27 protein-coding genes are annotated in these 26,405 nt (G+C 67.4%); 20 read left to right on the top strand and 7 right to left on the bottom strand.

Annotated elements, in window-relative coordinates; genetic code table 11:
- Positions 1–11: 11 nt before the first annotated feature.
- Together I6H87_RS05450 and I6H87_RS05445 are read right to left on the bottom strand one after the other, a co-directional pair.
- Positions 12–1,556, bottom strand: coding sequence for a YifB family Mg chelatase-like AAA ATPase (locus I6H87_RS05450; protein WP_011614457.1), 1,545 nt, complete (start codon positions 1,554–1,556; stop codon positions 12–14).
- An 80-nt stretch (positions 1,557–1,636) separates the two neighbouring features.
- On the bottom strand, positions 1,637–1,915 hold the full coding sequence (locus I6H87_RS05445; protein WP_010814845.1) for an accessory factor UbiK family protein: 279 nt from the start codon (positions 1,913–1,915) through the stop codon (positions 1,637–1,639).
- Between the two features lie 386 nt (positions 1,916–2,301).
- Between I6H87_RS05445 and I6H87_RS05440 the strand changes: the two genes are divergently transcribed.
- The 11 genes from I6H87_RS05440 (at position 2,302) to mnmH (ending at position 12,873) form a co-directional block, all read left to right on the top strand.
- Positions 2,302–3,099, top strand: a complete 798-nt coding sequence (locus tag I6H87_RS05440; protein ID WP_010814844.1) for a TorF family putative porin — start codon at positions 2,302–2,304, stop codon at positions 3,097–3,099.
- A 52-nt stretch (positions 3,100–3,151) separates the two neighbouring features.
- Positions 3,152–3,490, top strand: a complete 339-nt coding sequence (locus I6H87_RS05435) for a P-II family nitrogen regulator (protein ID WP_010814843.1) — start codon at positions 3,152–3,154, stop codon at positions 3,488–3,490.
- Between the two features lie 32 nt (positions 3,491–3,522).
- Positions 3,523–5,070, top strand: a complete 1,548-nt coding sequence (amt, locus tag I6H87_RS05430) for an ammonium transporter (RefSeq protein WP_011614458.1) — start codon at positions 3,523–3,525, stop codon at positions 5,068–5,070.
- A gap of 553 nt (positions 5,071–5,623) precedes the next feature.
- Positions 5,624–6,919, top strand: a complete 1,296-nt coding sequence (gene gshA / locus I6H87_RS05425) for a glutamate--cysteine ligase (RefSeq protein WP_011614459.1) — start codon at positions 5,624–5,626, stop codon at positions 6,917–6,919.
- An 8-nt stretch (positions 6,920–6,927) separates the two neighbouring features.
- Positions 6,928–7,881 (top strand): glutathione synthase, encoded by a 954-nt coding sequence (gene gshB, locus I6H87_RS05420; RefSeq protein ID WP_010814840.1) that lies wholly within the window; start codon positions 6,928–6,930, stop codon positions 7,879–7,881.
- Positions 7,882–7,949: 68 nt separating this feature from the next.
- Positions 7,950–8,405 carry a PTS sugar transporter subunit IIA gene (locus I6H87_RS05415; protein ID WP_010814839.1) on the top strand — a complete coding sequence of 152 codons (456 nt, stop codon included), beginning with the start codon at positions 7,950–7,952 and terminating at the stop codon, positions 8,403–8,405.
- Entirely contained in the window at positions 8,374–8,643 is a 270-nt protein-coding gene (locus I6H87_RS05410) for an HPr family phosphocarrier protein (protein ID WP_010814838.1), read from the top strand. Before I6H87_RS05415 ends, I6H87_RS05410 begins: the two co-directional genes overlap by 32 nt.
- A gap of 49 nt (positions 8,644–8,692) precedes the next feature.
- Positions 8,693–10,453, top strand: a complete 1,761-nt coding sequence (ptsP, locus tag I6H87_RS05405) for a phosphoenolpyruvate--protein phosphotransferase (RefSeq protein ID WP_011614460.1) — start codon at positions 8,693–8,695, stop codon at positions 10,451–10,453.
- 214 nt (positions 10,454–10,667) lie between these two features.
- Complete coding sequence (locus tag I6H87_RS05400; RefSeq protein ID WP_010814836.1) at positions 10,668–10,973, top strand: (2Fe-2S)-binding protein; 306 nt, start codon at positions 10,668–10,670, stop codon at positions 10,971–10,973.
- Between the two features lie 125 nt (positions 10,974–11,098).
- Entirely contained in the window at positions 11,099–11,578 is a 480-nt protein-coding gene (bfr, locus tag I6H87_RS05395; RefSeq protein ID WP_010814835.1) for a bacterioferritin, read from the top strand.
- 191 nt (positions 11,579–11,769) lie between these two features.
- Positions 11,770–12,873 carry a tRNA 2-selenouridine(34) synthase MnmH gene (gene mnmH / locus I6H87_RS05390; protein ID WP_010814834.1) on the top strand — a complete coding sequence of 368 codons (1,104 nt, stop codon included), beginning with the start codon at positions 11,770–11,772 and terminating at the stop codon, positions 12,871–12,873.
- A gap of 9 nt (positions 12,874–12,882) precedes the next feature.
- Here the strand turns inward: mnmH and I6H87_RS05385 are convergent, their stop codons facing one another.
- The 3 genes from I6H87_RS05385 to gpmA form a co-directional block, all read right to left on the bottom strand.
- Positions 12,883–13,647 carry a HesA/MoeB/ThiF family protein gene (locus I6H87_RS05385; RefSeq protein WP_010814833.1) on the bottom strand — a complete coding sequence of 255 codons (765 nt, stop codon included), beginning with the start codon at positions 13,645–13,647 and terminating at the stop codon, positions 12,883–12,885.
- A gap of 263 nt (positions 13,648–13,910) precedes the next feature.
- On the bottom strand, positions 13,911–15,518 hold the full coding sequence (locus I6H87_RS05380) for a S41 family peptidase (protein ID WP_011614461.1): 1,608 nt from the start codon (positions 15,516–15,518) through the stop codon (positions 13,911–13,913).
- A 179-nt stretch (positions 15,519–15,697) separates the two neighbouring features.
- Positions 15,698–16,444, bottom strand: a complete 747-nt coding sequence (gene gpmA, locus I6H87_RS05375; protein WP_010814831.1) for a 2,3-diphosphoglycerate-dependent phosphoglycerate mutase — start codon at positions 16,442–16,444, stop codon at positions 15,698–15,700.
- 187 nt (positions 16,445–16,631) lie between these two features.
- On the opposite strand from gpmA, the gene I6H87_RS05370 reads away from it, so the two are divergent.
- The 5 genes from I6H87_RS05370 to I6H87_RS05350 all read left to right on the top strand — a co-directional run bounded on the left by I6H87_RS05370 (position 16,632) and on the right by I6H87_RS05350 (position 20,230).
- Positions 16,632–17,045 carry a rhodanese-like domain-containing protein gene (locus tag I6H87_RS05370; protein WP_010814830.1) on the top strand — a complete coding sequence of 138 codons (414 nt, stop codon included), beginning with the start codon at positions 16,632–16,634 and terminating at the stop codon, positions 17,043–17,045.
- An 85-nt stretch (positions 17,046–17,130) separates the two neighbouring features.
- Positions 17,131–17,388 (top strand): glutaredoxin 3, encoded by a 258-nt coding sequence (gene grxC / locus I6H87_RS05365; RefSeq protein WP_010814829.1) that lies wholly within the window; start codon positions 17,131–17,133, stop codon positions 17,386–17,388.
- Between the two features lie 199 nt (positions 17,389–17,587).
- Positions 17,588–18,106 carry a protein-export chaperone SecB gene (gene secB / locus I6H87_RS05360; RefSeq protein WP_010814828.1) on the top strand — a complete coding sequence of 173 codons (519 nt, stop codon included), beginning with the start codon at positions 17,588–17,590 and terminating at the stop codon, positions 18,104–18,106.
- Positions 18,107–18,199: 93 nt separating this feature from the next.
- Entirely contained in the window at positions 18,200–19,216 is a 1,017-nt protein-coding gene (locus I6H87_RS05355; protein ID WP_011614462.1) for an NAD(P)H-dependent glycerol-3-phosphate dehydrogenase, read from the top strand.
- A 36-nt stretch (positions 19,217–19,252) separates the two neighbouring features.
- Positions 19,253–20,230 (top strand): Bug family tripartite tricarboxylate transporter substrate binding protein, encoded by a 978-nt coding sequence (locus I6H87_RS05350; RefSeq protein WP_010814826.1) that lies wholly within the window; start codon positions 19,253–19,255, stop codon positions 20,228–20,230.
- A gap of 16 nt (positions 20,231–20,246) precedes the next feature.
- On the opposite strand, the gene trmL is transcribed toward I6H87_RS05350, so the two are convergent.
- The gene (gene trmL, locus I6H87_RS05345) at positions 20,247–20,717 is read right to left on the bottom strand and encodes a tRNA (uridine(34)/cytosine(34)/5-carboxymethylaminomethyluridine(34)-2'-O)-methyltransferase TrmL (RefSeq protein ID WP_011614463.1); all 471 of its coding nucleotides are present in this window, start codon (positions 20,715–20,717) and stop codon (positions 20,247–20,249) included.
- An 83-nt stretch (positions 20,718–20,800) separates the two neighbouring features.
- Positions 20,801–21,658 carry a ComF family protein gene (locus I6H87_RS05340; RefSeq protein WP_011614464.1) on the bottom strand — a complete coding sequence of 286 codons (858 nt, stop codon included), beginning with the start codon at positions 21,656–21,658 and terminating at the stop codon, positions 20,801–20,803.
- Between I6H87_RS05340 and I6H87_RS05335 the strand changes: the two genes are divergently transcribed.
- The 4 genes from I6H87_RS05335 (at position 21,647) to ctaD (ending at position 26,349) form a co-directional block, all read left to right on the top strand.
- On the top strand, positions 21,647–22,600 hold the full coding sequence (locus tag I6H87_RS05335) for a methyltransferase domain-containing protein (protein ID WP_011614465.1): 954 nt from the start codon (positions 21,647–21,649) through the stop codon (positions 22,598–22,600). The genes I6H87_RS05340 and I6H87_RS05335 overlap by 12 nt on opposite strands.
- A gap of 272 nt (positions 22,601–22,872) precedes the next feature.
- Positions 22,873–23,382, top strand: coding sequence for a DUF2244 domain-containing protein (locus I6H87_RS05330; protein WP_011614466.1), 510 nt, complete (start codon positions 22,873–22,875; stop codon positions 23,380–23,382).
- Positions 23,383–23,440: 58 nt separating this feature from the next.
- On the top strand, positions 23,441–24,703 hold the full coding sequence (gene coxB / locus I6H87_RS05325; protein ID WP_011614467.1) for a cytochrome c oxidase subunit II: 1,263 nt from the start codon (positions 23,441–23,443) through the stop codon (positions 24,701–24,703).
- A 38-nt stretch (positions 24,704–24,741) separates the two neighbouring features.
- Entirely contained in the window at positions 24,742–26,349 is a 1,608-nt protein-coding gene (gene ctaD, locus I6H87_RS05320) for a cytochrome c oxidase subunit I (protein ID WP_010814820.1), read from the top strand.
- The last annotated feature ends 56 nt before the right edge of the window (positions 26,350–26,405 follow it).

Here is a 26,405-nt window from a genome sequence, read left to right as displayed (position 1 = left end):
GGCCGAGGCATTCAACCGCCCGCCATCCGCAACGCCCGCCGGTACTGGATCGCCTCGCCCACATGCGTGGCGGTCAGCACCTCGGCACCTTCCAGGTCCGCGATGGTGCGGGCCACCTTCAGCACGCGGTAGTACGACCGCGCCGACCACGCCAGCCGCGTCATCGCGCCGCGCAGCAGTGCCTGCGCCTGTGCTTCCATCGTGCAGTGCTGTTCGATCTCGCGTCCGCCCAGTTCATTGTTGGGCTTGCCCTGCCGGGCCAGCTGGCGCTCGCGCGCGGCCAGCACGCGGGTGCACACCACGGCGCTGGGTTCGCCAGGCGGGCCGTCGAGCATCTCGCCCTGGTCCTGCGCTGGGACTTCCACCTGCAGGTCGATGCGGTCGAGCATCGGGCCGGAGATGCGGGACTGGTAGCGCCGCACCTGGTCGGGCGTGCAGCGGCAGGGGCGGTCGGGATGGCCGAGGTAGCCGCACGGGCAGGGGTTCATCGCCGCGACGAACTGGAAGCAGGCGGGGAAGTCGGCGTGGCCGGCGGCGCGGGCGATGGTAATGCGGCCGGATTCCAGCGGCTCGCGCAGGACTTCCAGCACCCTGCGGTCGAATTCGGGCAGCTCGTCCAGGAACAGCACGCCGTGGTGCGCCAGCGAGATCTCACCCGGGCGCGGGTTGCCGCCGCCGCCGACCATGGCCGGCCCCGATGCCGTATGGTGCGGCGACCGGAACGGGCGCTGGCCCCATAGCGCGGTGCGGAAGCCGCCCGGCGTCAGGCTCATGACCGCGGCGGACTCCAGTGCTTCCTGCAGCGTCATCGGCGGCAGCAGCCCGGGCAGGCGCTGCGCCAGCATCGACTTGCCGGTGCCCGGCGGGCCCACCAGCAGGGCGGAATGCTGGCCGGCGGCGGCCACTTCCATGGCCCGGCGCGCCTGGGCCTGGCCGCGTACGTCGCGCATGTCGGGGCCGCGGTCCGTGGCGGCGGGCAGCAACGCCGGCATGGAGCGGGGCAGCCGCGCGTCGGGCAGGGGGCAGAGATGGTCGCACGCCTGGCGCAGCGTCGCGGCGGCATGCACCGCCAGGTCCTCGATCAGCGCGGCTTCGGCGCCATTGCCTGCGGCCACCAGGAAGGCGCGCGGCGCCTCGCCGGCGGCGGCGCGGGCGGCGTTGTCGCGCGCCAGGCCCATGGCCATGGCCAGCGCGCCGCGCACGGGGCGCAGTTCGCCGGACAGGGACAGCTCGGCGGCGAACTCATGAGCATCCAGTGCCTCGGACGGGATCTGGCCGCTGGCGGCCAGGATGCCCAGCGCGATGGCCAGGTCGAAGCGGCCGGATTCCTTGGGCAGGTCGGCCGGGGCCAGGTTGACGGTGATGCGGCGGTTGGGGAACTCGTAACCGCTGTTGAGGATGGCGGCGCGCACGCGCTCGCGGCTTTCGCGCACGCCGGTGTCGGCCAGGCCGACGATGGTGAATGCCGGCAGGCCGTTGGCGAGGTGGGTCTCGACCCGCACCGGCGGCGCGGCGATGCCGGTCAGTGCCCGGCTGCGTAGGACGGCAAGGCTCATGTCATCGAACTGTTAACGAAAAAGGCCGCCAGGAGTGGCGGCCTTCAGGCGGCGGGTTGGATCGGGCAGGACCGGCGTGCTCACGCGCCCCCGGTCGAGTCCACCGAGCCGGCGCCGGGCGTGATGCCGGCGCGGCGCTCAAGCTCCGCCACGCGGCCCTCCAGTTCCTCCAGGCGGGCGCGGGTGCGGGCCAGCACCTGCGACTGGACGTCGAATTCCTCGCGCGTGACCAGGTCCAGCTTGGCAAAGCCCTGGGTCATCATGCTGCGCACGTTCTTTTCGATGTCCCTTGCCGGCGAGTTGCGCAGCGCCTCGCTGACCTTGTTCTGCAGGTCGTTGAAGAGATCGGTCGGTTTCATGGTTTCTCCTTTGCGCACCTAACTGGTGCCAATCCGGGTGGGCATCTGGCGTTTAGCGCGCTTTCGCACAGGAATTGGGCGCCCCGATTGCGGGCGCGCGGCCTGGGTGTCGCGCACGCGGCCACCGTCAGGACTCAATTATCGCCCGTGAGGCACGTGGGCGAAAGCTCCGGCGCATCCGCGTTCACACCTTTTAACCTGATCTGGCTTCGCTGCAGGGCAGATTCAAGTCTGGCTTTGGTCACGGCACGCCATCACGGCCAACATGGGCCGCCGATTTCCGAAGAGCTGGCATGGCAGTTGCAGTAGTTGGTGCGCCAGCGTCATTGAATCACCGAAATCCAAGAAACGAAATCCGAGCCTCAGGAAAAAAGGAGAAGAAACCCATGAAGAAGTTGGCCCTTGCAGTCAGCGCGCTTGTCCTGACCAGTGCCGCCGCCACCGCCCACGCGCAAAGCACGGACGCGGCGGCCCCGGCACCGGCCGCCGCCGCTGCCGAGCCGGCATCGCCGCATACGTTCACGGCCAACGTGTCGCTGGTCTCGGACTACCGCTATCGCGGCATCAGCCAGACCAACCTGCGCCCGGCCATCCAGGGTGGCTTTGACTACGCCCACGAAAGCGGCTTCTATCTGGGCAACTGGAACTCCAGCATCAGCTGGCTCGAGGATGCCAACCCGGCGGTCTCGGCCCCGGTCGAGATGGATTTCTACGGCGGCTTCAAGAACACCTTCAAGGTTGCCGGCACCGAGTTCAGCTATGACCTGGGCGTGCTTGAGTACTACTACCCGGGCGGCTACAACAACCCGCGCCCGTACACCACCGAGCTGTACGCCGGCATCGGCTGGGGCCCGGTGTTCCTGAAGTACTCGCACTCGGTCACCAACCTGTTTGGCTGGGCCGACAGCAAGAACAGCGGCTACATCGACCTGAGCGCCAACGTGCCGCTGAACTTCTGGGACCTGACCCTGAATGCGCACGTCGGCTACCAGGACGTCAAGCACAACAGCGACGCCTCGTACACCGACTGGAAGATCGGCCTGACCAAGGACCTGGGCAAGGGCTTCGCGCTGGCGGTTGCCTATGTCGACACCAACGCCAAGGAAGTGGCCTACACCAGCGCCAACCGCGGCCGCTACCTGGGCAAGGCCACGGCCTGGGCCTCGATCACCAAGACTTTCTAATCATTGCCGCAGGCCGGGCAGGCAGCGCCGGCCTGCCCCGAGGAGAAATCGGATGAAACTCATCATCGCAGTCATCAAGCCGTTCAAGCTCGACGAAGTGCGCGAAGCGCTGTCGGACGTGGGCGTGTCCGGCATTACCGTGACCGAAGTGAAAGGCTTCGGCCGCCAGAAGGGCCACACCGAGCTGTACCGCGGCGCCGAATACATCGTCGACTTCCTGCCCAAGGTGAAGATCGAGGTGGCGGTGCCCGACGACGTGGTCGAGCGCGCCATCGAGGCGGTCGAGAAATCGGCCCGCACCGGCAAGATCGGCGACGGCAAGATCTTCGTGGCACCGATCGAGCAGGTCATCCGCATCCGCACCGGCGAGACCGGCGGCGATGCCCTGTGACCCGAGACAGCACATCACAAGAGGTTAAGCACATGAAAACCTGGTTCAAGCGATTCCTGACGGCCGGCGCGATGGCGCTGGCCATCGGCACGGCGGGCGTGGGCATCTCCACGCCGGCCGCCGCACAGGACAAGCCGGCCGCCGAGGCATCTGCCCCGGCCGCCTCCGCCGCCCCCGCTGCAGCCGCTGCCGAAGCTTCGGCGCCGGCTGCCGCCGCGGCCGCACCGGCCGCCGCCCCCGCGGAAGCGGCCGCCGCGCCGGCCGCACCGGTGCCCAACAAGGGCGACACCGCCTGGCTGCTGGTCTCGACCGCCTTCGTGATCCTGATGACGCTGCCCGGCCTGGCGCTGTTCTACGGCGGCCTGGTGCGCTCCAAGAACATGCTGTCGGTGCTGATGCAGTGCCTGGTGATCTTCTCGCTGGTGGCGCTGCTGTGGGCGATCTATGGCTACAGCTTTGCCTTCACCGAGGGCAACGCCTTCTTCGGCGGCACCGACCGGCTCTTCATGAAGGGGCTGACGGTCGAGGCCGTGGCCGCCACCTTCAGCAAGGGCGTGGTGGTGCCGGAACTGGGCTACTTCGCCTTCCAGTGCGCCTTCGCCTGCATCACCTGCGGCCTGATCATCGGCGCCTTCGCCGAACGCGCCAAGTTCTCGGCCGTGCTGGTGTTCGTGGTGCTGTGGTTCACCTTCTCCTACATCCCGATGGCCCACATGGTCTGGTTCTGGCCGGGTCCGGACGCCTACACCGACGCTGCTGCCGGCGCCGCCGCGACCGCCAAGTCGGGCTGGCTGTTCCAGAAGGGCGCGCTCGACTTCGCCGGCGGCACCGTGGTGCACATCAACGCGGCCGTGGCCGGCCTGGTGGGCGCCTACATGTTCGGCAAGCGCATCGGCTTCGGCCGTGAGGCGATCCGTCCGCACAGCCTGACCTTCACCATGGTGGGTGCCTCGCTGCTGTGGTTCGGCTGGTTCGGCTTCAACGCCGGCTCGGCGCTGGAAGCCAACGGCTCGGCCGCGCTGGCCTTCGTCAACACGCTGCTGGCCACCTGCGCAGCAGTGCTGGCGTGGACCTTCGGCGAGTGGATCGGCAAAGGCAAGCCGTCGATGCTGGGCGGCGCCTCGGGCGCGGTGGCTGGCCTGGTGGCGATCACCCCGGCGGCCGGCTTTGTCGGCCCGATGGGCTCGATCGTGATGGGCCTGATCGCCGGCCTGCTGTGCCTGTGGGGAGTGACCGGCCTGAAGCGCATGCTGGGCATGGACGACTCGCTGGATGTGTTCGGCGTGCACGGCGTGGGCGGCATCGTGGGTGCGCTGCTGACCGGCGTGTTTGCCGCGCCCAGCCTCGGCGGCACGGGCATCTACGACTACGTGGCCAACAAGGTGGCGGACGACTACTCGATCGCCGGCCAGCTGTGGATCCAGTTCGAAGGCGTGCTGACCACCGTGGTGTGGTCCGGCGTGGTCGCCTTCGTGGCCTACAAGCTGGTGGACATGCTGATCGGCCTGCGGGTGCCGGAAGACGAAGAACGCGAGGGCCTGGATATCACCTCGCACGGCGAGACCGCGTATGAAGTCTGAGCGCAAAAGTGTTGTGCTGGAGAGCTGATTGGGAATCTTCTCTCAGGAGTTTTCGCCCGGCCGCGTGCCGGGCTTTTTTCTTTCCGGCATTGCCTGAGATTGCATACATTTGGCGGTCAGCCATGGCCGAACAACGCGTGCCGCGAATGCTTCGGGGGGATTTCCGAGCTTCCTCGCAAAATCCGCCAGCCGAGCGCCGGCAAGGGCTGGCTGGCGATTCCCCCGCGCGCTGCGCGGGCTTTTCGCAAAGTGCTTAACTCCGATCTTAAAAAGCTTCAATTGTCTTTAATGTGCGGGGCACATACATTGCCAGTGAGGCAGTTTCCTCCACCTGCAGAACGCTCCCCGTATCTGTCAGGCCATTTAAGAGCGCGGCATTGCCGCGCTTTTTTTTTTGCCGGTGCGGCCGGCTCTTTATTTCGCGCCGCCCATCCCCATATCGTTATCCCTCAGGCCCGGCCATGCATATCCTTATAAGGGGTGTGCCAGCGCCTGGTTGGCCGTTCCTCTACAATCGGGGCGAACGATTAAGACGACGATTTATAGGATGGATATGGTCCCGCATCTCATCACCGCGCTGAACGGTCCGCTGCTCGAACTGGAAAAGAAAATCCTGGACGCCACGCCGTCCATCGAGCGCTGGTTCAGGCTGGAATGGCAGGAGCATACCCCTCCGTTCTATTGCTCGGTGGACCTGCGCAACGCCGGCTTCAAGCTGGCGCCGGTCGACACCAACCTGTTCCCGGGCGGATTCAACAACCTGGCCCCGGAAATGCTGCCGCTGGCGGTGCAGGCGGCGATGGCGGCGATCGAGAAGATCTGCCCGGACGCCAAGAACCTGCTGCTGATCCCCGAGCGGCATACCCGCAACATGTTCTACCTGCAGAACGTGGCGCGGCTGTCGCTGATCATGCGCCAGGCGGGCCTGAACGTGCGCCTGGGCTCGCTCTCCGAGGAAATCACCGAACCGACCCCGATCGAGCTGCCGGACGGCCAGACCCTGGTGGTCGAGCCGCTCGCGCGCCTGGGCACCAGGGGCCGCCGGCTGGGGCTGAAGGACTTCGACCCCTGTTCGATCCTGCTGAACAACGACCTGTCGGCCGGCATCCCGCCGATCCTGGAAAACATCAACGAGCAGTACCTGCTGCCGCCGCTGCATGCCGGCTGGTCCACGCGCCGCAAGAGCAGCCACTTTGCCGCCTATGACGAGGTGGCCAAGAAGTTCGCCAAGCTGATCGACATCGACCAGTGGATGGTCAACCCGTACTTCGCCCGCTGCTCCGGCGTGGACTTCCACGAGCGCGTGGGCGAGGAAGAACTGGCCGACGCGGTCGAGGGCGTGCTCAAGAAAATCGCCAAGAAGTACCGCGAGTACGGCATCAAGGAAACCCCGTACGTGGTGGTCAAGGCCGATGCCGGCACCTACGGCATGGGCATCATGACCGTGCGCGATCCGTCCGAGGTCAAGGGCCTGAACCGGAAGGAGCGCAACAAGATGAGCGTCGTCAAGGAAGGCCTTGAGGTCAGCGACGTCATCATCCAGGAAGGCGTGCACACCTTCGAGAAGGTCAATGAAGCGGTGGCTGAGCCGGTGGTGTACATGATCGACCGCTACGTGGTCGGCGGCTTCTACCGCGTGCACACGGGCCGCGGCAACGACGAGAACCTGAACGCGCCGGGCATGCATTTCGTGCCGCTGGCGTTTGCGCCCAACGGTATCCCCGACTCCCACGCCAAGCCCGGCGCGGCGGTGCCTAACCGGTTCTACATGTACGGCGTGGTGGCGCGATTGGCGCTGCTGGCGGCGTCCCTGGAACTCGAGAAAACCGACCCGAACCCGATCCTGTGACGAGCCCCATGCGCATCCTCTTCATCACTGACCCGCTGGAGACCTTCAAGACCTACAAGGACTCCACCTACGCCATGATGACCGAGGCCGCCGCGCGCGGCCACGAGCTGTACTGGTGCTTGCAGCCGCAACTGACCCTGTCCGGCCGTGTGGTCGAGACCATGGCCACGCGACTGCACCTGACCGGCGACGACCACGCCTGGTACCGCGAAGGCAACAGCGCGCTGGAGCCGCTGTCGGCATTCGACGCGGTGCTGATGCGCAAGGACCCGCCCTTCGACATGGAGTACGTCACCAGCACCTGGCTGCTGGAGCTGGCCGAGGCGCAGGGCGCGCGCGTGTTCAACAAGCCGCGCGCGATCCGCGACCATTCCGAGAAGCTGGCGATTGCCCAGTACCCGGAATTCATCACGCCGACGCTGGTTACGCGCGACCTGGCACGCATCCGCGACTTCCACGCCGAGCACCGCGACATCATCGTCAAGCCGCTCGACGGCATGGGCGGCATGGGCGTGTTCCGCGTCGGCGCGGACGGCATGAACCTGGCCGCGATCGTCGAGACTTTGGGCCACGACGGCGCCCGCACGCTGATGGTGCAGCGCTATATCCCGGCGATCAAGGACGGCGACAAGCGCATCCTGCTGATCGGCGGCGTGCCGGTGCCATATTCGCTGGCGCGCGTGCCGATGGCCGGCGAGGTGCGCGGCAACCTGGCTGCCGGCGGCACCGGCCGCGCGCAGGAACTGAGCCCGCGCGACCGCGAGATCGCCGAGGCCCTGGCGCCGGGGCTGTGGGAGCAGGGCCTGCTGCTGGTGGGCCTGGACGTCATCGGCGACTACCTGACCGAGGTCAATGTGACGAGTCCGACCTGTTTCCAGGAGATCACCCAGCAAACCGGCTTCCATGTCGCGGCGATGTTCATCGACGCGCTGGAGCACGCCGTGGACGCGGCCGGGCGCTGAGCCTGGCCGGCAGCGGGAGCGCGGGGGGCCGCCTGCTACAATCGGGGCAATCCAACGGATTCACCATCATGGCAGGCATTCTGATCATCGCGCACACCCCGCTGGCTTCGGCGCTGCGCGATTGCGCCGCCCACGTCTACTGCGGCCAGCCGCAGCGGCTGGAATCCATCGACGTCCTTCCCGATGCCGACCCCGCCGTCGTGCTGGCCGAGGCCAGGCGCCGGCTGGCGGCCATCTGCGAGGACAACGGCGCGCTGGTCCTCACCGATATCTTCGGCGCCACCCCCGCCAATATTGCCGCACGCCTGGCCGAGCCGGGCCGCGTGCGGGTGCTGGCCGGCGTCAACCTTCCCATGCTCGTGCGCGCGATCTGCTACCGCGGCGAAAAGCTCGACCAGCTTGCCACCAAGGCCCTGGCCGGCGGCTCGCAGGGTGTGCTGCAGGTCGGCACCACGACTGTCCAGAACCAAACCGCAAACCATCCCGACAAATATGCTGCAGAGGGACACCACCATCATCAATAAACTCGGCCTGCATGCGCGCGCGTCCGCCAAGCTGACCCAGCTCGCCGGCAACTTTGTCAGCCAGGTCAAGATGTCCCGCAATGGTCGCCAGGTCGACGCCAAGAGCATCATGGGCGTCATGATGCTGGCCGCCGGGATCGGCTCGACGGTGACCCTCGAGACCGACGGCCCCGACGAGCAGGAGGCGATGGACGCGCTGCTGGCGCTGATCGCCAACCGCTTTGGTGAGGGAGAGTGAGGCCGGCGGCCTCGACCCGAATTCTTAAACGTTCCTGACGGAGCGGTACATGCCTTTCGCCCTGCACGGCATCCCGGTCTCGCGCGGCGTCGCCATCGGGCGCGCGCACCTGCTTGCGCCCGCGGCGCTGGACGTGTCGCACTACCTGGTCGATGAAGACCAGCTCGACGCCGAGGTCGAACGGCTGCGCGCAGCGCGCGCCGCGGTGCGGGCGGAGCTGGCCGCGCTCAAGCGCGACCTGCCGCGCGATGCGCCCGAGGAGCTGGGCGCATTCCTGGACGTGCACGCGATGATCCTCGACGACGAGGCGCTGGCGCGCGAGCCCGAGGCCCTGATCCGGGGCCGCCGCTACAACGCAGAGTGGGCACTTACCACGCGCCTCGAAGAGCTGATGCGCCAGTTCGACGAGATCGAGGATGAATACCTGCGCGAGCGCAAGACCGATATCCGGCAGGTGGTCGAGCGCATCCTGAAGGCGCTCGCCGGGGCTCCGGTGCTGGTGCCCGCGCCGGTGCCGGCGCTGGCCGCCGACGGCGAGGCCGCGACCGGGGTGATCGTGGTGGCCCACGATATCGCCCCGGCCGACATGCTGCAGTTCCGCCATACCGTCTTCCACGGCTTCGTCACCGACATGGGCGGACGCACCTCGCATACCGCCATCGTCGCGCGCAGCCTGGACATCCCGGCCGCGGTCGGCGTGCAGAGCGCGAGCGAGCTGATCCGCCAGGACGACTGGATCATCATCGACGGCGATGCCGGGCTGGTGATCGTCGACCCGACCGCCATCATCCTGGAAGAGTACCGCCACCGGCAGAGCGAGCGCGCGCTGGAAAAGAAGCGCCTGCAGCGGCTGCGGCATACCCCGGCGGTGACGCTGGACGGGCTGGAAATCGACCTGCTGGCCAATATCGAGATGGCCGAGGACGCCGGCGCGGCGCTGGCGGCCGGCGCGGTCGGCGTGGGCCTGTTCCGTTCCGAATTCCTGTTCATGAACCGGCGCGACGAGTTGCCGGGCGAGGACGAGCAGTTCCAGGCCTACCGCGGCGCGGTCGATGCCATGCACGGGCTGCCGGTGACTATCCGCACCATCGACATCGGCGCCGACAAGCCGCTCGATGCCCGCGGCGATGAATTCGAGACCGCGCTGAACCCGGCGCTGGGCCTGCGCGCGATCCGCTGGTCGCTGTCCGAGCCGGGCATGTTCCTGACCCAGCTGCGCGCGCTGCTGCGGGCTTCGGCCTTCGGCCCGGTGCGGCTGCTGGTGCCGATGCTGGCGCATGCCAGCGAGATCGACCAGACCCTGGCGCTGATCGCCAAGGCCAAGCGCCAGCTCGACGAGCGCGGCGAGGCCTATGACCCGGGCATGAAGGTCGGCGCCATGATCGAGATCCCGGCGGCGGTGCTGCTGCTGCCGCTGTTCCTGCGCAAGATGGACTTCCTGTCCATCGGCACCAACGACCTGATCCAGTACACGCTGGCCATCGATCGCGCCGACAACGCGGTGGCGCACCTGTTCGACCCGCTGCACCCGGCGGTGCTGCAGCTGGTGGCGCGCACCATCCGCGAGGCCAACCGCGCCGGCGTGCCGGTGGCCGTGTGCGGCGAAATGGCGGGCGACCCGTCCATGACCCGGCTGCTGCTGGGCATGGGGCTGCGCGAGTTCTCGATGCACCCGGCGCAGCTGCTGCGGGTCAAGCAGGAGATCCTGCATGCCCACTGCGAACGGCTCGAGCCGCTGGTCGACCAGGTCCTGCAGGCCTTCGATCCCGAGGAGCAGGCGGCCGCCCTGCGGCAGCTGGCACGACCCTGAGGCCATCAGGGTTTTCTGATGCGGAAAGGCGGCTGGTGCAGCACTTCTGCAGGCCGGAAAGTGCCGCCTCAGCCGCCTTCCTTTTGCATCCTGTGGCGTCTACCCGACCTCTCCCAATGTGGCTTAATGGGAATTGTTATCATTATTGATCTCTGATATTCTGACGTTCATTCGCAGTGGCATGCCGGTGCCACGCGCCCCAACGGAGGGACTTGTGTACGTCTGCATCTGCAACCAGATCACCGATCGTGAGATTCACGGTGCTGCGCACCTGGGCATCGAAACCCTCGACGAACTGGCCGAAACGCTTGGCGTCGGCACCTGCTGCGGCCGCTGCCGCGAGTGCGCGCACCAGGTGTTGCAGGAAGGCGTGGCGGCGGTGCGCAATGTCACCGTTGCGACCCTCGCCAACATCCAGGTTGTGGAGATTTCTTCCTGTTCCGCGTCGGGCCCATGTACCATAATGGACACTCGGGACCCGGCAGTCGCGAACGACCAGCGCAAGGCGCTGGTGGCCTGAACGCGCCCATGAACTGAAGACCAGTTCACGGCGCGCTTTTGCGCTTTTTCCTTTTTCACTGACTGCACGGCGCCATTGGCGCCGTTTCGTGTTTTTGCGCGGGCCCGGTGCAACAGGAGCCGCCAATGAAAGGTGACAAGAAGGTCATCCAGCATCTGAACGCCCAGCTCAAGAATGAGCTGACCGCGATCAACCAGTATTTCCTGCACGCCCGCATGTATCGCCACTGGGGCCTGAAGAAGCTCGGCGACGTGGAGTACAAGGAATCGATCGGCGAAATGAAGCACGCCGACCGCCTGATCGAGCGCATCCTGATGCTGGACGGCCTGCCCAACCTGCAGGATCTGCACAAGCTGCTGCTCGGCGAAGACACGCCCGAGATGCTCAAGTGCGACCTGAAGCTGGAGCAGACCGCGCACGCCACCGTCAAGGAAGGCATCGCCTACTGCGAATCCGTAGGCGATTACGTCAGCCGCGAAATCCTGGTCGATATCCTCACCGATACCGAGGAACATATCGAATACCTGGAAACGCAGCTGGACCTGATCGACAAGGTCGGGCTGCAGAACTACCTGCAGTCGCAGATGGAGCCGGGCGAGCAATAAGCCGGTTTCCGGCGTGGCCGCTCTCGATGAGCGGCCGCCCCAGCGCGCGGCGCCGTTCGGCTCCGCCTTGTTGCTCGCCTGCAGGCAGTAACTCTTCTCATTCCGATTCCTGTTCTTTATCCAGGCGTCCCTGGCGGGCAAAGGCTCCTGTCCCGCCACGGCGCCGCGCAAATCTCACCCTACGATTAATGATGCGCCCTGACACCGCGGACTTCCGCACCCTGTTCCTCAGCGGCGTGGCCATGCTTGACGTGCGCGCGCCGCTGGAATTCGCGCGCGGGGCCTTCCCCGGCGCGGTCAACCTGCCGCTGATGGATGATGCCGAGCGCCACGAGGTGGGCCTGTGCTATGCGCAGAAGGGCCAGCAGGCGGCAATCGAACTTGGCCACCAGCTGGTGTCCGGGCTGCGCAAGGCCGCGCGGATCGCAGCCTGGGCGGAGTTTGCGCGCGCGCATCCGGACGGCTACCTGTATTGCTTCCGCGGCGGGCTGCGCTCGCAGCTGGTGCAGCAATGGCTGCATGCGGCCGGTGTCGATTACCCCCGCGTGACCGGCGGCTACAAGGCCATGCGCGGCTTCCTGATCGAGACCACCGATGCCGCGGCGGCCGAGCAGCAATGGTTTGTGCTGGGCGGCCTGACCGGCAGCGGCAAGACCGATGTGCTGGCCGACGTGCCCGCCGCGATCGACCTCGAAGGCCATGCGCGGCACCGCGGCTCGGCCTTCGGCCGGCGCGCGCTGGCGCAGCCGCCGCAGATCGATTTCGAGAACGCGCTGGCCATCGACGTGCTGCGGCATATTGACGCAGGCTGGCGCGCGCTGCTGGTGGAGGACGAGGGCCGCTTTATCGGCAGCCGCGACGTGCCGCAGGTGCTGACGCAGCGCATGCAGGCCAGCCCGCTGGTGTGGCTGGAAGCGTCGTTCGACGAACGCGTGGAGCGCGTGCTGCGCGACTATGTGCAGGGGCTGGCGGCGGAGTTCATTGCCGAGAAGGGCAGCACGGAAGGCTTCGAAGCCTACGCCACGCGCCTGCGCGAGGCCATGGCCGGGATCTCGCCGCGGCTGGGCGGTGCCCGCTACGGCAAGCTGTCGGCGTTGCTGGACCAGGCGCTGGCGCAGCAGGCGGAGCGGGGCGAAGTGGATCTGCACCGCGGCTGGATCGAAGTGCTGCTGCGCGAGTACTACGATCCGATGTACGCCTTCCAGCGCGAACAGCGCGAGGCGCGCATCGTCTTTCGCGGTGACCGCGCCGCAGTCACCGACTGGCTGCGGGCGCACACGGCGCAGCGGGGCTAGTCTGCCGATTCAGTGCCCGGCGCAGACCGGGCAATCCGGCGTGCGTGCCAGCCGCATCGTGGTCCATTCCATCGACAGCGCATTGACCATCAGCAGCCGGCCCGCCAGGCTCTCGCCGACACCCGCGAGCAGCTTGAGCGCCTCGGCCGCCTGCACGGTGCCGACCATGCCGACCAGCGGCGCGAACACGCCCATGGTGGCGCAGGCCACTTCCGGCGCGGGTTCGGCCGGCGGGAACAGGCAGGCGTAGCAGGGCGCGTCGGGCTGGCGCCGGTCGAACACGCTGATCTGGCCATCGAAGCGCAGCGCCGCGCCTGACACCAGCGGCACCTTGTGGCGCACGCAGGCGCGGTTGACTGCCTGGCGCGTAGCGAAGTTGTCGCAGCAATCGAGCACCACGTCGGCGCTGGCGACGAGCTGGGCAAGCTCTGCATCGCCCACGCGCGCGGGCACCGTCACGATCTCCAGCCCCGGGTTGATGCGCAGCATGCCTTCGCGCGCCGAATCCACCTTGGGCCGGCCCACGTTGGCGGTGGTGTGGATGATCTGGCGCTGCAGGTTGGTCAGGTCGACTTCATCGTCGTCGACCACCGTGATGCGGCCCACCCCGGCCGAGGCCAGGAAGGGCAGCGCGGCCGCGCCCAGGCCGCCGGCACCGATCACCAGCGCATGGCCGGCAAGCAGGCGCCGCTGGCCCTCGATGCCGAGCTCGTCCAGCAGGATGTGGCGCGAGTAGCGCAGCAGTTGTTCGTCGTTGAGGCCGTCGTCGCTCATGAGGTAATCCCTCGAGTGCTGAAGGGGAGGGCGGTTTTGGGTGCTCCAAAGCCGCCCGAGCTAGCCCAAGCAAGGTGTTCTCCCTCTCCCCTCATGGGGAGAGGGTTGGGGTGAGGGGTGGTTTAGCTAGGAGCCACATCACCCGGAGCCAACGGTGTTAACCCACCGCCCTCAGCCTTTGACGCTCCTGCCCTCTCCCCCTGCCCCTCTCCCGCAAGCGGGAGAGGGGAGCAAACCGGCAGCCTGAACAAAGCCCCAGGCTCTCAGGGTGCCTTGCCCGTCGGCGTGCCCAGCGGCTCGCCGATCGGAGCGCTGGCCGGCGGCTGCTTGCCGGGGGCCGGCACCGCCGGCTTGGCTGCCGGTGCGCTGGCGCCCTTGGCGCCGCTCTTGCCCGAGGGCTTGGCCGCCTTGCCGTTGTCGGCCGGCGGATTGGTTTCCAGCTTCGACTTGGAGCGCTTGACCGGCTGGCCGTTGAGCTGGGCGATGGCCTGCTGCAGCATGAAGTCGTCGGCCGTACCGAATTCAACCGGCTTCTTGCGGCGGTCCTTCTCGCGCTCTTCCGGCGTCTTCTTCGCGTTCTCTTCTTCCAGGCGGCGCAGTTCGTCCACGCGGCGCTGCTCGCGCTCGGTCATTTCCGGCTGTTCCGATTCCTGCTTGTTGTGCAGGTGGCGCTCGGTGTCGATTTCGCGCGTGATCAGCGCGTCGTCCGGATCGCCTTCGGGGTTCTGGTCGACCGGGATGTCCGGACGGATGCCCTTGGCCTGGATCGACTTGCCGCTCGGCGTGTAGTAGTACGCGATGGTCAGCTTGATGCCGGTGTCGTTGGTCAGCGGGCGCACGGTCTGCACCGAGCCCTTGCCGAAGGTGGTCTTGCCCATGATCTGCGCGCGGTGATGATCCTGCAGCGCGCCCGCCACGATCTCGGAGGCCGAGGCCGAGTAGGCGTTGGTCAGCACCACCATCGGGATCTTCTTGTAGAGCGCGGGCAGGTCCTTGAGCGGATCGTCTTCGAGCGACGACAGGCGGTAGTTGTTGTACGTCGCCTTGTACACGCGCTTGGCATCGGGCACCTGGCCGTTGGTGGACACCACCGTGGCGTCTTCCGGCAGGAAGGCCGCAGCCACGCCGACCGCGCCCTGCAGCACGCCGCCGCCGTTGTTGCGCAGGTCCAGCACCAGGCCCTTCATGTTGGGGTTCTTCTGCGCCAGTTCGGCCAGCTTGCGGGACAGGTCGGCGATGGTGCGTTCCTGGAAGCTGGTCAGGCGGATCCAGCCGATATTGTTGTCCAGCATCTTGGCCTTGACCGACTGCACGCGGATCTCGGCGCGCGTGATCGAGACCGGGAAGGTGCGTTCCTCGCTCTTGCGGTAGATGGTCAGCGTGACCTTGGTGCCGGGCTCGCCGCGCATGCGCTTGACCGCCTGCTCCAGCGGCAGGCCGCGCACGGGCTTGTCGTCGATGCGGGTGATCAGGTCGCCCGGCTGGATGCCGGCGCGGAAGGCAGGGGTGTCCTCGATCGGGTTGATCACCTTGACCAGGCCTTCTTCCTGCGAGATCTCGATGCCCAGGCCGGCGAAGCGTCCGCGCGTGCCTTCTTGCAGTTCCTTGAAGTCTTTCTCGTCGAGATAGGACGAATGCGGGTCGAGGCTGGCGACCATGCCCTTGATGGCTTCGGTCAGCAGCTTCTTGTCATCGACCGGCTCCACGTACTCGCGCTTGATCTGCCCGAAGATATCGGCCATCAGCCGCAGCTGGTCAAGCGGCAAGGGCCCCGATGAATTCTGGGCGGTCGCCGAAATCTGCAGCGTGGCGAGCACGCCGGCGACGAGGCCGACAGAAACCAGGCTGATGTTCTTGAGGGTCTTGCGCATGAGGGCTGCCTGAACGTGTACTCGAAGTACTGGTGTACGGTATGGGGATTATGCCGGCTGCGGCCGCCCGGCGCCGGGCGGTTTGTCGGACAGTATAAGTGCGAGTGGTGGAAAGGGCCTGTCCCGTCCCGGCTCAGGGTGGGCGGCCGCACATCCGCGCGCGGCCGCCCGGGCGGGCTTCAGCGTGCCTTGCCCTGGCTGGCCACGGCCGCCAGCGAGGCGGCGATGGCGTCCTGGTCACCCAGGTAGTAGTGGCGCAGGGGGCGCAGGTCGGCGTCCAGCTCATAGACGAGCGGGGTGCCGTTGGGGATATTGAGTCCGACGATATCGTCATCCGAGATCTGGTCCAGGTATTTCACCAGCGCGCGGATGCTGTTGCCATGGGCGGCAATGACCACGCGTTTGCCCGATTGGATGTCGGGGGCAATGGATTCGTTCCACAGCGGCATCACGCGGGCCACGGTGTCCTTCAGGCATTCGGTCAGCGGGATCTCATTGCGCGGCACATTGGCGTAGCGCGGATCGTCGTACGAGGCACGCGGATCGGTGGGCTCCAGCGCGGGCGGCGGCGTGTCATAGCTGCGGCGCCACACCAGCACCTGCTCGTCGCCGAACTTGGCGGCCGTTTCTGCCTTGTTCAGGCCGGCCAGCGCGCCGTAGTGGCGCTCGTTCAGGCGCCATTCGTTGCGCACCGGGATCCACATCAGGTCCATTTCATCCTGCACATGCCACAGCGTGCGGATGGCACGCTTGAGCACCGAGGTATAGGCCACGTCAAAGCCCAGGCCGGCATCCTTGAGCAGCTTGCCGGCCTGGCGCGCCTGGTCGGCGCCGGTTTCGGTCAGGTCGACGTCGACCCAGCCGGTAAAGCGGTTTTCAAGGTTCCACGTGGATTCGCCGTGGCGGATGAGGACGAGCTTGTACATGCTGCTGCTTCCAGAGAGTAGGTAACCTGCATGCGTCCGCGCCGTCACCTGGAAGGGCTGATGGGTTCCTTGTGGACATCCCATGTCTCAGACAGGCGACAATGGCGGATGGCCATGCGACGGCAGGGCCTGGACGCCAAACCGCGTATTTTATAATGCCGCCGACCCAACCTACCGGAATGCCAACGTGAATTTCTTCGCCGACTACAACAACCTCGCTCTGATCGCCCTTGCCGTGGTCTCGGGCGGCCTGCTGGCCTGGCCCGCGATCTCGCGCAGCACCCGCGGCAAGACCGTCAATACGGCCACCGCGACCCAGCTGATCAACAAGCGCGGCGCGGTCGTGGTCGATATCCGCGAGCCCGCCGAGTATGCCAAGGGTCACCTGCCGCAAGCCAAGAGCGCTCCGCTGGCCGACCTGCCCTCGCGCGCGGCCGGCCTTGCAAAGGACAAGGCTGCCCCCATCATCGTCGTGTGCCAGACCGGCCAGCGCTCGGGCAAGGCCCAGGCAGCGTTGAAGGAAGCCGGTTACAGTGAGATCTACGCGCTCGAGGGCGGCATCGCCGCCTGGCAGCAGGCAGGCCTGCCGCTGGTGAAGTAATCCCGGGCAGCACCGCCGTATCCGTCACAAGGCGCGCCCCCGGCCAGGCCGGGCCGCGCGCGCATTGCATTCAAGGAGAACCCGCATGGCCCGTGTCGTCATGTACAGCACCGTGGTGTGCCCGTATTGCCTGATGGCTGAACGCCTGCTCAAGTCCAGGGGCGTGGAAACGATCGAGAAGGTCCTGATCGACCGCGAACCCGGCAAGCGTGAAGAGATGATGGCCCGTACCGGTCGCCGCACCGTGCCGCAGATCTACATCGACGAGACCCACGTGGGTGGCTTCGACGATCTCTCGGCGCTGGACCGCCAGGGCGGCCTGGTGCCGCTGCTGGCCGCCTGAGCCGGTTGCGCCGGCGCTGGCGCGGAATCGTCTGATTCCGCGCCGCGCTGGTTCCGGCTTACCCCCGGCGCGGGTGAATTCGCCACCCGCGTCATGTACCATATGCGTTTTTCAAGCGGGCACCGGCCAGCCTTGCACGATGCAAGGATTGCGGCCGCCGCGCCCGATGCACACCAGCCCATCCTCCCGGAAGCCTTTCATGAGCGACCAGCAAAACACCCAGCAGGACGATCAACCCTTCTTCAACATCCAGCGCGTCTACCTGAAAGACATGTCGCTGGAGCAGCCCAATTCGCCCGGCATCTTCCTGGAATCGGAAGCCCCGTCGGTGGAAGTGCAGGTCAACGTCGGCGCTTCGCAGCTGCAGGAAGGGATCTTCGAGGTGGTGGTGACGGGCACCGTGACGACCAAGGTGCAGGACAAGGTTGCCTTCCTGGTGGAAGCGCACCAGGCCGGCATCTTCGATATCCGCAACGTGCCGGTGGAGCAGCTGGACCCGCTGCTGGGCATCGCCTGCCCGACCATCCTGTACCCGTACCTGCGCGGCAATATCGCTGACGTGATCACCCGCGCCGGCTTCCAGGCCATCCACCTGTCGGAAATCAACTTCCAGGCGCTGTATGAGCAACGCCTGCAGGCCGCCATGGAAGAAGCCCAGGGTGCCGAAGGCGGCAACAGCGGCATCGTGATGCCCGACGGCAGCCAGGCCCGCCACTGATTCCGGCGTCCTGAGCCATCATCGAAACGGGGCTGCGGCCCCGTTTTGCCTTTGGGCTACCATCGACTGCGTCCATCCTCGGATCAAGCTGCCATGAAACTGACCTTCCTCGGTGCCGGTGCCTGGGGCACCGCCCTCGCCAGCCATGCCGCGGCCGCCAATGACGTGGTGCTGTGGGGGCGCGACCCCGCGCAACTCGCGGCCATCGCGGCCACGCGTGAGAACGCCGCCTACCTGCCCGGCGTGACGCTGTCCGAGAGGCTGGCGGTGCAGGCAGACTTCGAGCAGGCCGTGGCGCATGCCGCCGACGATGCCGACGGCATCGTGGTGGTGGCCACCCCGGTGGCGGGCCTGCGCGAGATGACGCGCCGGCTGGCCGCGCGCGGCGCCAGGCCGGTGTCGATGCTGTGGCTGTGCAAGGGCTTCGAGTCCGGCACCCACCTGCTGCCGCACCAGATGGTGCGGGCCGAACTCGACGCCGCCGGGCGCACCGAGGGCTTTGCCTACGGCGTGCTGACCGGCCCCAGCTTCGCGCGCGAGGTGGCGCTGGGGCTGCCGTGCGCGCTGACCGTGGCAGGCAACGAGCCGTCGCTGGCCGAACGCGCGCAGGCGGCCTTCCACCATCATGCGATGCGCATCTACGGCAGCGACGACCTGACCGGCGTGGAAGTCGGCGGTGCGGTCAAGAACGTGCTGGCCATTGCCACCGGCGCCAGCGACGGGCTGGGCCTGGGCCTGAACGCGCGCGCCGCGCTGGTGACGCGCGGGCTGGCCGAAATGACGCGCCTGGGGCTGGCGCTGGGCGGCCGGGTCGAGACCTTCATGGGCCTGGCCGGCGTGGGCGACCTGATCCTGACCGCCACCGGCGACCTGTCGCGCAACCGCAAGGTCGGCCAGCAGCTGGCGGCGGGGCAGAGCCTGGAGCAGATCCTGGCCGGTCTGGGCCACGTCGCCGAGGGCGTGCGCTGCGCCCAGGCTGTGGCAGAGCTAGCCTCGGCTTACGGTGTCGAGATGCCGATCGCCCGCGCGGTCTGCGCGGTGCTGTTCGACGGGCTGAGCGCCGCCGATGCGGTGGCGCAGCTGCTGCAGCGCGACGCGCGCGACGAATGATGACTCGCGTATCCAACTTCTGATCCTCCGCACCGCATGCCCACACGACGACAAGCGCTGATCGCGCTGGCTGCCGCCTGCGCCGCCGGGACTTCCGGCGGCGTCTTCGCCCAACCCTGGCCCGCGCGGCCGATCCGCATGGTGGTGCCGTTCCCGCCGGGCTCATCGCCCGACCTGATCGCGCGCATCGTGACCGAAAAGCTGGCCGCCGCGCTGGGCCAGCCGGTGGTGGTGGAAAACCGTCCCGGCGCCGGCGGCAATATCGGCACCGGCATGGTGGCGCGCGCCGCTCCGGATGGCTACACCCTGCTGTTCACCATCAACGGCCCGCTGGTGACCGCGCCGACGCTGTCGCGCAACCTGAACTACGACCCGTTCCGCCAGCTGGCGCCGGTCACGCTGGTGGCGACCTCGCCCAACGTGCTGGTGGTGGATGCACGCCTGCCGGTGCACAACCTGCGCGAGTTCGTCGCGCTGGCACGGGCCAAGCCGGGTGAGTTGAACTATGGCTCGCCCGGCAACGGCAGTGCCTCGCACCTGGCGATGGAGCAACTCAAGGCGATGGCGGGCATCGACCTGCAGCACGTGCCATACCCCGGCTTCCCGCAGATCACCACGGCGATGGTGGGCGGGCAGGTGCAGGCGGGTTTCATGGTGCCGGCGATCGCGATGCCGCAGGTCAACGCGGGCAAGCTGCGCGTGCTGGCCGTGACCACGACGGGGCGCACGGCGGTGTTGCCGTCGGTGCCGACAGTGGCGGAATCCGGCTACCCGGGCTTCGAGGCGATTTCCTGGCAGGCGGTGCTGGCGCCGGCGGGCACGCCGCAGGCTGTGATCGACCGGCTCTACCGCGAGCTGGTGGCGATCATCGGCAGCGCCGACGTGCGCGACAAGATGCGCGCGCAGTATTTCGTGCCGGCCGGCACCGCGCCGGCCTCGCTGCGCCAGACCATGGTGAGCGAGAAGGCGCGCTGGGACAAGGTGATCCGCGCCGCCGGCGTGCAGCCGGAGTAGGCGCTGGCCGGGCGGCTCAGCTGCCGCCTTCGAACCCGTTCTGGCGCCACGCCTCGAACACCACCACGGCGACCGTGTTCGACAGGTTCAGGCTGCGGTTGTCGGGCCGCATCGGCAGCCGGATGCGCTGCGCGGGCGGGAACCAGTCGCGCCGCTCCGGCGATAGCCCGCGTGTTTCGGAACCGAACACGAACCAGTCCCCGGGGCGGAACGCCACCTCGCCGAACGGTGTCGAGCCGCGCGTGGTCAGCGCGAACATGCGCGCCGGGTCGGGCTGCTCGCTGGCCATCAGCGCGTCCCAGCTTTCATGCACGCGCATGGTGGCGTACTCGTGGTAATCCAGTCCCGCGCGGCGCATGCGCGCGTCTTCCAGCGGAAAACCCAGGGGTTTGACCAGGTGCAGCTGCGCTCCGGTGTTGGCGCACAGGCGGATCACATTGCCGGTATTGGGCGGGATTTCCGGTTCGACCAGGACGACGTTGAACATGATGCGGGGGATGGCGGGCGCACTGCGCCCTTCGTCAGAACGGTGCGCAGCTTACCGCGCGCACCGGCCACTGTCATCCAAAGCTACGGCGTGCGCAGCGCGACGATCACGCTGACGCGAGCCGCGCCATGCGCCTTGAGCACGCCGGCGGCCTCGTGCAGGGTGGCGCCGGAGGTCATCACATCGTCTACCAGCGCCACGTGCATGCCGTCCAGCCGCGCGGCGCGCGCCAGCCTGAAGGCGCCGCGCAGGTTCACCTGACGGGCGGCCAGGTCCAGCGCACGCTGGCTGCCGGTGTCGCGCTGGCGCTGCAGCAGCACCGGGTCGGCGCGCAGGCCCAGGTGGCGCGCCAGCGGCCGCGCGATTTCCCAGGCCTGGTTGAAGCCGCGCGCGGCCAGCCGCTGTGGCGACAGCGGGATCGGCGCCAGCAGGTCGGGCGCGGGCTGTCGGGCCCAGGCCCCCTGCAGTCCCGCGGCCAGCCTGGCCGCGAGCCAACCCGCCAGCGGCAGGGCGTGGCCGAACTTGAGCGCCAGCACCAGCTGGTCCTGCGGCGAAGCGTAGTCGCCCAGCGTGTGGGCTTGGTCGTAGGCCGGGGGCGATGCCGCGCAGGCCGGGCAGTGGAAGTGGCGCCCCTGCGCCAGCGCGCAGGCGGGGCAGCGCCGCACCGGGCGCAGCAAGTCGGCGGCACAGGGCGCGCAGACCACCTGCCGCTGCACCGCGCCGCACAGCGCGCAGGCGCTTGGCAGCAGCAGTTCGGCGGCGCCGGCCAGCGCCTTGCCGGCGGCGCCGGCAGCCAGCGCGGCGCGCGCGTATACTTGCCGTCCGGCCGCGGCCCATCGGGCGCGGCGGCCGCATTCATCCGGCGCTCGGGCCTGATCCTGTATCTGTCCCCGCGCCGGTTCCTGGTTTTCTTGCTGCCCTGTCTGCCCGTGTCCCTGCATGCCGCTGATTCCCCCGATGCCTTCCTGCCGCCCGCGCGCCTGACCCGGCTCGCCTTCGACCGGCGCAGCCGGGGCTTCGGCCAGCTGGACTTCCTGCTGGGCGAGATCGGCCGCCGCATGCAGGAGCGCATGGAAGTGATCCGCCTGGCGCCGCAGCGCGCGCTGGATATCGGCTGCGGCCACGGCCAGGGCCTGGCCGGGCTGCGCGCGCGCTTCCCGGATGCGCAGATTGCCGGACTGGACATCTCCGGCGCGATGCTGGCCGAGGCCGGCCAGCGCGACCCGCAGCGCCGGCCCGGCTGGATCGGCCGCATGCTGGGCAAGCGGCCGCTCTTTGACCTGGTCCAGGCCGATCTTGCCACACTGCCTTTTGCGCCCGCGAGCTTCGACCTGCTGTGGTCCAACCTGGCGCTGCACTGGCATCCGGAGCCGCACCGCGTGTTCCCGGAGTGGCACCGCGTGGCGCGCGACGAAGGGCTGGTGCTGTTCTCGCTGTTCGGCCCGGACACCCTGAAGGAGCTGCGCGCGGCCTTTGCCGAAGTCGACCAGGCACCCCATACGTTGCGCTTTGTCGACATGCACGATATCGGCGACATGCTGGTGCACAGCGGCTGGTCCACCCCGGTGATGGACATGGAGACGCTGACCGTGACCTACGAGTCCCCCGCCACGCTGCTGCGCGAGGTGCAGGCCTTCGGCGGCCTGCGCGGGCCGGTCGGGTCGCTGCCGCAGGGCCTGCGCGGCCGCGGCTGGTACCAGGCGCTGGCGCAGGCGCTGGAGCGGCGGCGCAACGCCGACGGCGTGATCCCGCTGACCTTCGAGATCGTCTACGGCCACGCCTGGAAGCTGGCCCCGCGTGGCGGCCAGGCGGTCGACGACCAGGGCCGCGCGGTGGTGCCGCTGGACCAGATCGGCCGTGCAAGGCCGCGTCGGACAAGTTAAAACAGAGTTAACTTGCGCCGGTGCTGGATTGCCGCAAACATAGCGCCGGCGCGGCGGGCAGGGCGATGGCGGGGCCCTTCCCTATGCACAGAATCAAGCAGCGCGCAAGCCGTCCGGTCAAGGCGCGCCCTTGTCCGTGTATGGGAAGCGCCCTATAATGCGCCAGTTTGTCGCAGTGGTCCCCTGGCACAAGAACGTCCTGGTTTTGCACTTGCACTGTGCGGCCCGGACGCCATCGTCCCGGGTGTGCATCCGATGCAGAGTGGTTGGCGATGCAAGACTTGGGTATCGCATTCCAGACGGCAGGTGGTGACTCCGGCGGAAATCTCGACGGACCTCCCCCCGCGCCCCACGACTGGCTGATGAAGCGGAATTGCTCGCTGAGTCCACGCCAGGTCGGCTGGTTTTACCTCTCGATCCTCACGGTTTCGCTTGCCATCGCGTTGTTTTTTGCGTGGCAAGGGTCCTGGCTCGTACTGCCGTTCGCGAGCATCGAGCTGATCGGGCTGGGCATCGCACTGCTGGTGTATGCGCGCCATGCGACAGACTATGAGCGCGTCAGCATCACCGACGGCACGCTGGTCGTGGAGACAGCCAGCGCCGGACGGGTGACGCGTCAGGAATTCAATCCGCGCTGGGTGCGGATCGAACTGGGTGAATCGTTCCGCGCGCTGGTGACGCTGCGCTCGGGCGGGCGTGAGGTACAGGTGGGGTGTCACGTGGACCCGTACCGGCGACGCAAGTTCGCGCAGGAGCTCGCAGCGGCCTTGCGCCGCCTCTGAGAGGCGGCGGTGGCGGCGGCGGGGACAGATTTGAATCTGTAAATTGGGTAGATAACAAATGAAAATGTGGAAGAAGGCATCCGCAGTTTGTCTGGCCGGCGCGTCCCTGCTTGCCAGCCAGGCGGCGTCCGCGGTCAGCGACATGCCGGGCGGCCCCGCCGTGCGCCAGCTCAACCTGACCGAGCCGGTTACCAAGATCGCCGAACAGATTCACTGGCTGAACTGGATGATGTTGATCATGTGCACGGTGATCTTCGTCGCGGTATTCAGCGTGATGTTTTATTCCGTCTTCAAGCACCGCAAGGCCAAGGGTGCCAAGCCGGCTGCCTTCCACGAGAGCATCACGGTCGAAGTGATCTGGACCATCGTCCCGTTCATCATCGTGATTGCGATGGCCCTGCCGGCCACCAAGACCGTGGTGGCGATGAAGGACACCACCAACTCCGACATCACCATCAAGGCCACCGGCTACCAGTGGAAGTGGGGCTATGACTACCTGAAGGGCGAAGGCGAAGGCATCTCCTTCGTGTCGACCCTGACCACCCCGCGCGAGCAGATCAACAACGAGCAGCCCAAGTCGAATACCTACCTGATGGAGGTGGACAACGAGCTGGTCGTGCCGGTCAACAAGAAGATCCGCATCGTCACCACCGCCAACGACGTGATCCACGCCTGGATGATCCCGGCCTTCGGCGTCAAGCAGGATGCGATCCCCGGCTTCGTGCGCGACACCTGGTTCAAGGCCGAGAAGATCGGCGTGTACCGCGGCCAGTGCGCCGAGCTGTGCGGCAAGGAGCACGCCTTCATGCCGATCGTGGTGCGCGTGGTCTCGGACGCCGACTACACCAAGTGGGTCGACGGCAAGAAGAAGGAGCTGGCGGCCAAGGCCGACGATCCCAACAAGACCTGGACGCTGGACGAGTCGAAGGTGCGTGGCGAGAAGGTCTACGCCGCCAACTGCGCGGTCTGCCACCAGCCCAACGGCAAGGGCGGCGGCGCCTTCCCGGCGCTGGACGGCTCCAAGCTGGTCAATGGCCCCAAGGCCGGCCAGATGCACATCATGCTGGAAGGCAAGGCTGCCATGCCGTCGTGGAAGCAGCTCTCGGACACCGAGCTGGCCGCGGTCATGACCTATACGCGCAACGCCTGGAGCAACAAGACGGGTGAAGTGGTCCAGCCGAGCGACTTCGTGGGCGCCCGTGCGGGCAAGTTCCCCGAGGGCGGCGGCGCGGCAGGCGGCGCAGCGCCGAAGGCCGAAGCCAAGCCGGCCGACAAGGCTGACAAGCAGGCCAGCCTCGCGGGCAACCGCGTCGCGGGCTGACCCGCTGAAGACAGAACAGGATTAGAGGAGCATTTGCGATGAGTACTGCTACCCCGGACGCGCTCGCCCATCCGCACGATCATGCGCATGACGACCACGCGCACGACCACCCGCATGGCTGGCGCCGCTGGCTGTTCGCGACCAACCACAAGGACATCGGTACGCTGTACCTGCTGTTCTCGTTCATCATGCTGCTGTCGGGCGGTTTGCTGGCACTGCTGATCCGCCTGGAGCTGTTCGAGCCGGGCCTGCAGTTCTTCCGCCCCGAGCTGTTCAACCAGTTCACCACCATGCACGGTCTGGTGATGGTGTTCGGCGCGATCATGCCGGCCTTCGTCGGCTTCGCCAACTGGATGATCCCGCTGCAGATCGGCGCGTCCGACATGGCGTTCGCGCGCATGAACAACTTCAGCTTCTGGCTGATGCCGCCGGCCGCGCTGCTGCTGGCCGGCTCGTTCCTGGTCCCGGGCGGCGCCACCGCCGCCGGCTGGACCCTGTACGCGCCGCTGTCGGTGCAGATGGGCCCGGGCATGGACATGGCCATCTTCGCGATGCACATCATGGGTGCGTCGTCGATCATGGGCTCGATCAACATCATCGTGACCATCCTCAACATGCGCGCCCCGGGCATGACGCTGATGAAGATGCCGATGTTCTGCTGGACCTGGCTGATCACCGCCTACCTGCTGATCGCCGTGATGCCCGTGCTGGCCGGCGCCATCACCATGGTGCTGACCGACCGCCATTTCGGCACGAGCTTCTTCTCGGCCGCCGGTGGTGGTGACCCGGTGATGTACCAGCACATCTTCTGGTTCTTCGGCCACCCCGAGGTGTACATCATGATCCTGCCGGCGTTCGGGATCGTCTCGCAGGTGGTGCCGGCGTTTGCCCGCAAGCGCCTGTTCGGCTACAGCTCGATGGTGTACGCCACCGCCTCGATCGCCATCCTGTCGTTCATCGTGTGGGCCCACCACATGTTCACGACCGGCATGCCGGTGACCGGCCAGCTGTTCTTCATGTACGCGACCATGCTGATCGCGGTGCCCACCGCCGTGAAGATCTTCAACTGGATCGCCACCATGTGGCGCGGCTCGATGACCTTCGAGACCCCGATGCTGTTCTCGATCGGCTTCATCTTCGTGTTCACCATCGGCGGCTTCACCGGCCTGATGCCGGCCGTGGCCCCGATCGACATCCAGCTGCAGGACACCTACTTCATTGTGGCGCACTTCCACTATGTGCTGGTGGCCGGCTCGCTGTTCGCGCTGTTCGCGGGCTTCTACTACTGGGGTCCGAAGTGGAGCGGTTTCATGTACAACGAAACCCGCGGCCAGATCCACTTCTGGGGGTCGATCATCTTCTTCAACGTGACCTTCTTCCCGATGCACTTCCTGGGCCTGGCCGGCATGCCGCGTCGCTATGCCGACTACCCGACCCAGTTCGCTGACTTCAATGCGATCGCGTCGATCGGTGCGCTGGGCTTCGGCCTGATGCAGGTGTACTTCTTCTTCTTCGTGGTGCTGCCGTCGTACCGCGGTGGCGAGAAGGCCGCCGACAAGCCCTGGGATGGCGCAGAGGGCCTGGAGTGGACCGTGCCGTCGCCGGCGCCGTTCCACACCTTTGAAGTTCCCCCGCAGGTCCGCTAAGGCGCGGCCAGCGTAATCAGGCAGCGGGAGGCGGCAGCGTCGCCTCCCGCGCCGGC

Source organism: Cupriavidus necator, from assembly GCF_016127575.1.
Taxonomy (GTDB): domain Bacteria; phylum Pseudomonadota; class Gammaproteobacteria; order Burkholderiales; family Burkholderiaceae; genus Cupriavidus; species Cupriavidus necator_D.
Note: the sequence above shows the minus strand (reverse complement) of the source record. Positions and strands in the feature narration are given on the sequence as shown.

Coding starts and splice junctions, on each gene's coding strand:
- I6H87_RS05445 (WP_010814845.1), bottom strand. CDS start 1,915: ATGAAACCGACCGATCTCTTCAACGACCTGCAGAACAAGGTCAGCGAG.
- I6H87_RS05415 (WP_010814839.1), top strand. CDS start 7,950: ATGGCAGGCATTCTGATCATCGCGCACACCCCGCTGGCTTCGGCGCTG.
- secB (WP_010814828.1), top strand. CDS start 17,588: ATGAGCGACCAGCAAAACACCCAGCAGGACGATCAACCCTTCTTCAAC.
- gshA (WP_011614459.1), top strand. CDS start 5,624: ATGGTCCCGCATCTCATCACCGCGCTGAACGGTCCGCTGCTCGAACTG.
- gpmA (WP_010814831.1), bottom strand. CDS start 16,444: ATGTACAAGCTCGTCCTCATCCGCCACGGCGAATCCACGTGGAACCTT.
- mnmH (WP_010814834.1), top strand. CDS start 11,770: ATGCGCCCTGACACCGCGGACTTCCGCACCCTGTTCCTCAGCGGCGTG.
- trmL (WP_011614463.1), bottom strand. CDS start 20,717: ATGTTCAACGTCGTCCTGGTCGAACCGGAAATCCCGCCCAATACCGGC.
- I6H87_RS05340 (WP_011614464.1), bottom strand. CDS start 21,658: ATGCAGGGACACGGGCAGACAGGGCAGCAAGAAAACCAGGAACCGGCG.
- coxB (WP_011614467.1), top strand. CDS start 23,441: ATGAAAATGTGGAAGAAGGCATCCGCAGTTTGTCTGGCCGGCGCGTCC.
- I6H87_RS05330 (WP_011614466.1), top strand. CDS start 22,873: ATGCAAGACTTGGGTATCGCATTCCAGACGGCAGGTGGTGACTCCGGC.
- I6H87_RS05435 (WP_010814843.1), top strand. CDS start 3,152: ATGAAACTCATCATCGCAGTCATCAAGCCGTTCAAGCTCGACGAAGTG.
- bfr (WP_010814835.1), top strand. CDS start 11,099: ATGAAAGGTGACAAGAAGGTCATCCAGCATCTGAACGCCCAGCTCAAG.
- ctaD (WP_010814820.1), top strand. CDS start 24,742: ATGAGTACTGCTACCCCGGACGCGCTCGCCCATCCGCACGATCATGCG.
- I6H87_RS05385 (WP_010814833.1), bottom strand. CDS start 13,647: ATGAGCGACGACGGCCTCAACGACGAACAACTGCTGCGCTACTCGCGC.
- I6H87_RS05440 (WP_010814844.1), top strand. CDS start 2,302: ATGAAGAAGTTGGCCCTTGCAGTCAGCGCGCTTGTCCTGACCAGTGCC.
- I6H87_RS05380 (WP_011614461.1), bottom strand. CDS start 15,518: ATGCGCAAGACCCTCAAGAACATCAGCCTGGTTTCTGTCGGCCTCGTC.
- I6H87_RS05410 (WP_010814838.1), top strand. CDS start 8,374: ATGCTGCAGAGGGACACCACCATCATCAATAAACTCGGCCTGCATGCG.
- gshB (WP_010814840.1), top strand. CDS start 6,928: ATGCGCATCCTCTTCATCACTGACCCGCTGGAGACCTTCAAGACCTAC.
- I6H87_RS05350 (WP_010814826.1), top strand. CDS start 19,253: ATGCCCACACGACGACAAGCGCTGATCGCGCTGGCTGCCGCCTGCGCC.
- amt (WP_011614458.1), top strand. CDS start 3,523: ATGAAAACCTGGTTCAAGCGATTCCTGACGGCCGGCGCGATGGCGCTG.
- I6H87_RS05355 (WP_011614462.1), top strand. CDS start 18,200: ATGAAACTGACCTTCCTCGGTGCCGGTGCCTGGGGCACCGCCCTCGCC.
- ptsP (WP_011614460.1), top strand. CDS start 8,693: ATGCCTTTCGCCCTGCACGGCATCCCGGTCTCGCGCGGCGTCGCCATC.
- I6H87_RS05450 (WP_011614457.1), bottom strand. CDS start 1,556: ATGAGCCTTGCCGTCCTACGCAGCCGGGCACTGACCGGCATCGCCGCG.
- grxC (WP_010814829.1), top strand. CDS start 17,131: ATGGCCCGTGTCGTCATGTACAGCACCGTGGTGTGCCCGTATTGCCTG.